Here is a 5,892-nt window from a genome sequence, read left to right as displayed (position 1 = left end):
CTCGGCGGCGGCGGCCTGGTCCTGGGCGGCGAGCGCCGCCGCCCGCGCCTCGGCCAGGGCGGTCCGGTGGGCGGCGGCGGCTTCCGGCGTGGCGGCGCCGGCGCGCTGTAGCAGGGCGTTCTGCTGCCAGGCGGCGTCGCGCATCGCCTGGCGGGCGGCCGCGGCGGCGGCCTTCAGCCCGTCCTGGATGCGCTCGTAGAAGCGGGTGCGGAACAGCGTCTGCAGGATCGCCTGCCGCGCCTCCGGCGTGGCGGTCAGCAGCTCGCGGAAGCGCCCCTGCGGCAGCAGTACCACCTGGCGGAATTCGGGAGCGGTCAGGCCGAGGATCTCGTGGACCCGGGCCTCGACCTCCGCCTCGCGCTCGATCGGCTCGCCGTCACCATCGCCTTTTGGGCCGATCCGCCACAGCGCCTGCCGGCCGCGCTCCGCCGTGGTGCCCTCGCCGCGCTGCTTCGGCCGGTCCCAGGCGGGGGTGCGGCGGATGCGCCAGTGCTGCCCGGCCTGGGCGAATTCGAAGGTGACCTCGGTCCGCACCGCCGGCGCGGCGTGCTGGCTGCGGAGATGCCCGGGGCGGCGTTCGTGGCCGCTGCTCTCGCCGAACAGGGCGTAGCAGATGGCGTCCAGCAGGCTGGTCTTGCCGGCCCCGGTCGGGCCGCTGATCAGGAACAGCCGGTGCGGGCCGAGCGCGGCGAAGTCGATCTCCTGCCGCGCGGCATAGGGGCCGAAGGCCTCCATCGTCAGCTTCAGCGGGCGCATGGGCTCAGGCCTCGGCGGCTTCGGCGGCGGCGATGGCCTCGGCCAGCACCGGCCGCGCCTCCGGCGGCAGCGGCGTGTCGCGCATGGCGGCGTGGAACTCGGCGAAGAGCTCGATCGGCCGGATGGCCCGGGCGCGGACGCCGGGGCCGGACAGCGGGCCGGCGCTGCGCTCCTGCCCGGCGTAGCCGAAGCCGATGATATGCGGGAAGACCTCGGCCAGCCGGCGCTGGGCCTCCGGCACCGGGCGCGGGTCGGTCAGGGTGAGCACCACGAAATCGTCGCGGCCGGCGGCCGGGGCCTCCCGCAGTTCCGCGAAGCTGCCGCTGACCAGCCGGAGCTGGCGCCGCGGCGAGAGCGGCAATTCCTCGATCCGGCAGGTGCCGTCCGCCTCCAGCTCCAGCAGGGTGACGGACTTGGCCTGCCCCGCCTCGCTGCTGGAATAGGCGAGCGGCGAGCCGCTGTAGCGCAGCCGCCCGCCCATCAGCGTTTGCGGCCGGTGCAGGTGGCCGAGCGCCACGTAGTCGAAGCCGGCGAAGCGCGCCGCGCCGACCTGGCCGGTGCCGCCGACCGAGAGCGAGCGCTCGCTCTCGCATTCGCTGCCGCCGGCGACGAAGGCATGCGCCACCAGCAGGCGCCGCCCGCCCGCGGGACAGAGGCCGTGCAGCAGCGGCGCCAGCAGGCCGAAGCCGGCGTCGTGGTCGGCGACCTCGGCGCCGTTGCCGAGCTTCTGCGCCAGCATCAGCGGCGAGGCATAGCCGCAGCCGACCACGGTGACGTCGCCGAAGGTGGTGGCGCGGCCGAGCGGGCTGTCGGCGATGTGCAGCCCGCCGGCCGCCAGCAGCCGGGCGCCGAAGGACAGCCGCCGCGCCTCGTCGTGGTTGCCCGGGATCATCACCACCGGCACCCGCAGGCCTATGATGATCCGGTGCAGGATGTCGTCGAGCAATTCCACCGCCTCGGCGGCGGGCACGGCGCGGTCGAAGACGTCGCCGGCGATCAGCACCGCATCCGGCGCCGTGTCGCGCACCATGTCGAGGAACTGGCCGCCGAGCAGGTGGTCCTGGTCCTCCCGCAGGGAATGGCCGCCGAGGGTGCGGCCGAGGTGCCAGTCGGCGGTATGGAGGAAGCGCATCGCCCGACCATGCGGCGGCGACTCGCGCCGGCGCAAGCCGGGACTGCCGCCCGGCTAGACCGTGATCCGCGCTGACAGAAACGCGGATCACGGTCTAGCTTATTGTTTTGTCGCGCGATTCACGTCTTTCGGTGATTCCACCTCAGACGATCGCGCTCTAGCGCGTGGCGAAGCGGGCGAAGTCCCGGGCCAGCACCGTATAGATCGCCAGCTTGAACGGCACCGCCAGCCCGGGCAGAGCCTGCAGCGGGGCCCAGCGCCAGGCGTCGAATTCCGGATGCGGGTCGAGGTCGAGGCGGATGTCCGCATCGGTGCCGAGGAAGCGCAGCGCGAACCACTTCTGCCGCTGGCCGCGGTACCGGCCGCCCAGCGCCTTGCCGAGCAACTCCGGCGGCAGGTCGTAGGTCAGCCAGTCCGGGTGCTCGCCGATGATCTCGGCCCGGGCGGTGCCGATCTCCTCCTCCATCTCGCGGAAGACGGCGACGCTGGGATCCTCGCCCGGGTCCATGCCGCCCTGGGGCAACTGCCAGCCGCCGGCCGCACCCTCGGCATTGGGCAGGTCGGCGCGGCGGGCGACCAGCACCTGCCCGGCCGGGTTGAACAGCACGGCGCCGACATTGTCGCGGTAGGGCAGGTCCATCTCGGGCTCCTTCAATTGGCGCGGGTGCGGAGCGGCGCGGGCATCGCCTCGCCGGTCTCCGGCCGCCGCATCAGGGCGGTGACCGGCGCCAGCACCAGCCCGCGGCTCTCGATGCTGCCGGCCCAGGCGGCGGCGCGGTCGATCAGCACCGGCGAGGCCTCCCCGGCATAGCCGAGCGCCGAGCCCGCCTCCCGCGCCAGCCGCTCCAGCGCCGCCAGCTTGAGCTCGATCTCGCCCCGGGTGGCCGGCTCGTCCACCACCAGGTCGATGGTGCGGCCCCAGGCCCGCTGCGGGGCGCGGGCGCCGGGGCGCGGGTCCACGTAGAGCAGGCCACGGCTGCGCAGCGCATCCTGCACCCCGCCCAGGCTTTCCCCGATGGCGGCGAAGCGTTCCCCCCGCAGCGGCCCCAGCGCGCCGATGGCGCCGACATAGCCGGTGAAGCGGGACAGCAGCCAGGCCAGGCGGTCCTCGTTCTCCGCCCTTGGCAGGCCGGTGAGCAGGGCGCGGTCGCCCGGGTTGTTCAGCGGGTAGCCGGTCGGCTCCAGCGGCAGCGCCACCAGGGTCTCCATGCCGCGGTTGCGTGCCTGGTCGAGCAGCAGGGCGACATGCGGCGCATAGGGGCTGAAGGCGAGGGTCACCGCCCCGGGCAGGCGGCGGATGGCCTCCTCGGTCAGCGCCGCATGCATCCCGAGGCCGCCGAGGATCAGCCCGACCTTCGGCCGCGCCTCCTGCCGGTCGAAGCCGCGGCCATAGGCGCGGATCGGGGTGCGGCCGTCCGCGGCGATGCGCGGCAGCGGGCCATGGGCGCCGGCTTCGAGGAGGGCGGGATCGGCCGGGGGGATGGGACGGCCGGGCGGGACCGGGCCACGGAGGACGGCCTCGGTGAGCGGCGGCGGCTCGGGGGCGCTCGGGGTGGCGCGGGGCGGCGGTGCCGCGGCCTCGACGGGTGCCGCGGACGGCGTGGGCGCCGCCGCCTCGGCCGGCCCTGCCGTGCCCTCGGCCGGCTTCGCCGTGCCCTCGGCCGCCGGGATGGCAGCCGGGGCGGCGGCGGCCGAGGGCATCGCCGGCGGCGGCACCACGTCCGGCGGGGCCGTCGCCTCGGCGACCGGCGGCGCCGGCAGGGGCCCCAGCCAGGCCAGGGCGGCGGCGCCGCCCGAGAGCAGCAGCAGCACCGCCGCCCAGCAGCCGATCAACGCCTTCCAGCCCCGGGACAGGGCGGGCCGCGGGTCCGCCACCGGCCAGCCGTCAGGGGCCTCGCTCGGCGTCATCACCCGTCCTTGCGGCGCTGGGCCGGAGGATCAGCGGGCCGCGGCGCGGCGGCCCGGGGACTGCACCGACGCCAGGTTCCGCAGCAGGGAGGTCGCCTGCTGCAGCTGGAAGTCGGTTTCCGGCTTGGCCGCGTCGAAGGCGGGGGCGCCCTCGGGCGGCAGGCGGCTCACCTTCTCGGCGATGCCGGCGGGCAGCTGCAGCGGCGGGATGGCGGCCCCGGCCGGCTGCTGCACGCCGCCCTCGTTGCGCAGCGCCCGGCGCAGGTCGGCCTCGCGCTCCCGCGGGATGTTCGCGGTGGCTTCCTGGCGCTGGGCCAGGACCTCGATGTCGGGCTCGATGCCGGTGCCCTGGATGGAGCGGCCGGAGGGCGTGTAGTAGCGCGCCGTGGTCAGCCGGATGGCGCCCTGGCCGGGGATCGGCATGACGGTCTGGACGCTGCCCTTGCCGAAGGACTTCACGCCGAGGACGATGGCCCGGCGGTGATCCTGCAGGGCGCCGGCGACGATCTCGCTGGCGGAGGCCGAGCCGCCGTTGATCAGCACCACGACGTTCAGGCCGTCGGTGATGTCGCCGGCCTTGGCGTTCCAGCGCTGGGCGTCCTCGGTGCGCCGGGCGCGGGTGGAGACGATCTCGCCCTGCGGCAGGAAGTCGTCCGAGACCTGCACCGCCTGGTCGAGCAGCCCGCCCGGGTTGTTGCGCAGGTCGAGGACGAGGCCCTTCAGGTTGCCGCCGGCCTGCTGGCGCAGCGTGGTGACGGCGCGGCGCAGCCCGACGTCGGTCTGCTCGTTGAAGGAGGTGAGCCGGACGTAGCCGATGTCCGGGCCCTCCATCCGGAAGCGGACCACCTGCGGGCGGATGACCTCCCGGGTCAGGGAGAGCTCGATCGGCCGGTCGGCGCCTTCCCGGCGGATGGTGATCTTGATGGCGGTGCCACGCTCGCCGCGCATCTGCTCGACCGCCTCCTGCAGGGTGAGGCCCTGCACGGAATTGCCGTTGAGGTGGGTGATCAGGTCGCCGGCCTTGACCCCGGCCCGGGCGGCCGGAGTCTCGTCGATCGGCGAGATCACCTTGATGTAGCCGTTCTCCTGCGTGACCTCGATGCCGAGGCCGCCGAACTCGCCGCGGGTCTGCACCTGCATGTCGCGGTAGGAGCGCTGGTTCAGGTAGCTGCTGTGGGGGTCGAGCCCGGTGAGCATGCCGTTGATGGCATTCTCGACCGCGTCGCGGTCGTTGATCGGCTCGACGTATTCGGCGCGAACCCGTTCGAAGACATCGCCGAAGAGGTTGAGCAGCCGATAGGTCTCCGCCCGGCCGCCATCCTGCGCCCAGGCCTTGACCATGGGGGAGGTGACCATGGGGCCCAGAAAGATGCCCGCGGCGAATGCCCCGGCCACCGTCGCCACCGTCCGAACCCTGCCCTTCATGCGGCCACCCGTATCCCTTGAGCGCTGGAGAAAACCCCGACACGCGACCCGATGATGTTCCACCAGCCCGGCCAGCTTGGCCGCGAACCGGCATGTTAGCCTGAACCCCGGCCCGAGGGCAGGGCCAGTATGGTTAACCAAGAGTATCCCGGACGCCATGGCGGCGACGCCTGCGGCCGGTGGTCAGCCTCCGCCCAGGAAGCCCCGCGGGTCGACCGGCCGGCCGTTGCGCCGCAGTTCCAGGTAGAGCGCCGGACGGCCGCTGCCGGCCCCGAGCTGGCCGACCGGTTCCCCGCCCAGCAGGCGCTGGCCCGGGGCGGCGTCCAGCCGATCCAGCCCGGCCAAGACGAAATGGTAGCCTTCGCCGCAATCCACAATCAACAATTGGCCGAAGCTGCGGAAAGGCGCGGCGAAGACCGCCCGGCCGCCGCAGGGGCTGACCACCCGGGCGCCGGCGCCGGCCTGGATCGTCAGCCCGCCCGCCGCGCCGCCTTCGCCCGCGGCGCGGAATTCCCGCACCACCTGGCCCTGCACCGGCATGGCGCGGCCGCCGGCGCCGCGGGGCGAGGGGTCCGGGGTGCGGGCGGCGGCCAGCTCGGAATCCTCGGCCCGGCGGCTGCGGGCGGCGGCGGCCTGCTCGCGCGCCGCCCGGGCCGCGGCCAACTCCCGGG

The 5,892-nt window shown here is 74.8% G+C and carries 6 protein-coding genes; all 6 read right to left on the bottom strand.

Annotated elements, in window-relative coordinates:
• The coding region (locus QWZ14_RS20245; protein WP_290318667.1) for an SMC family ATPase at positions 1-756 on the bottom strand (756 nt) is incomplete at its 3' end.
• A 4-nt stretch (positions 757-760) separates the two neighbouring features.
• Positions 761-1,888 carry an exonuclease SbcCD subunit D gene (locus QWZ14_RS20240; protein ID WP_290318666.1) on the bottom strand — a complete coding sequence of 376 codons (1,128 nt, stop codon included), beginning with the start codon at positions 1,886-1,888 and terminating at the stop codon, positions 761-763.
• 157 nt (positions 1,889-2,045) lie between these two features.
• Complete coding sequence (locus QWZ14_RS20235) at positions 2,046-2,528, bottom strand: RNA pyrophosphohydrolase (RefSeq protein ID WP_290318665.1); 483 nt, start codon at positions 2,526-2,528, stop codon at positions 2,046-2,048.
• A gap of 11 nt (positions 2,529-2,539) precedes the next feature.
• On the bottom strand, positions 2,540-3,796 hold the full coding sequence (locus tag QWZ14_RS20230) for a divergent polysaccharide deacetylase family protein (protein WP_290318664.1): 1,257 nt from the start codon (positions 3,794-3,796) through the stop codon (positions 2,540-2,542).
• Positions 3,797-3,826: 30 nt separating this feature from the next.
• Positions 3,827-5,221 carry a S41 family peptidase gene (locus QWZ14_RS20225; RefSeq protein ID WP_290318663.1) on the bottom strand — a complete coding sequence of 465 codons (1,395 nt, stop codon included), beginning with the start codon at positions 5,219-5,221 and terminating at the stop codon, positions 3,827-3,829.
• Positions 5,222-5,404: 183 nt separating this feature from the next.
• Positions 5,405-5,892, bottom strand: a 488-nt coding sequence (locus QWZ14_RS20220) for a murein hydrolase activator EnvC family protein (RefSeq protein WP_290318662.1), incomplete at its 5' end; no start/stop codon positions are given.

This window comes from Paeniroseomonas aquatica (assembly GCF_030409335.1).
GTDB classification, from domain to species: domain Bacteria; phylum Pseudomonadota; class Alphaproteobacteria; order Acetobacterales; family Acetobacteraceae; genus Belnapia; species Belnapia aquatica.
Note: the sequence above shows the minus strand (reverse complement) of the source record. Positions and strands in the feature narration are given on the sequence as shown.

Coding starts and splice junctions, on each gene's coding strand:
- QWZ14_RS20235 (WP_290318665.1), bottom strand. CDS start 2,528: ATGGACCTGCCCTACCGCGACAATGTCGGCGCCGTGCTGTTCAACCCG.
- QWZ14_RS20240 (WP_290318666.1), bottom strand. CDS start 1,888: ATGCGCTTCCTCCATACCGCCGACTGGCACCTCGGCCGCACCCTCGGC.
- QWZ14_RS20225 (WP_290318663.1), bottom strand. CDS start 5,221: ATGAAGGGCAGGGTTCGGACGGTGGCGACGGTGGCCGGGGCATTCGCC.
- QWZ14_RS20230 (WP_290318664.1), bottom strand. CDS start 3,796: ATGACGCCGAGCGAGGCCCCTGACGGCTGGCCGGTGGCGGACCCGCGG.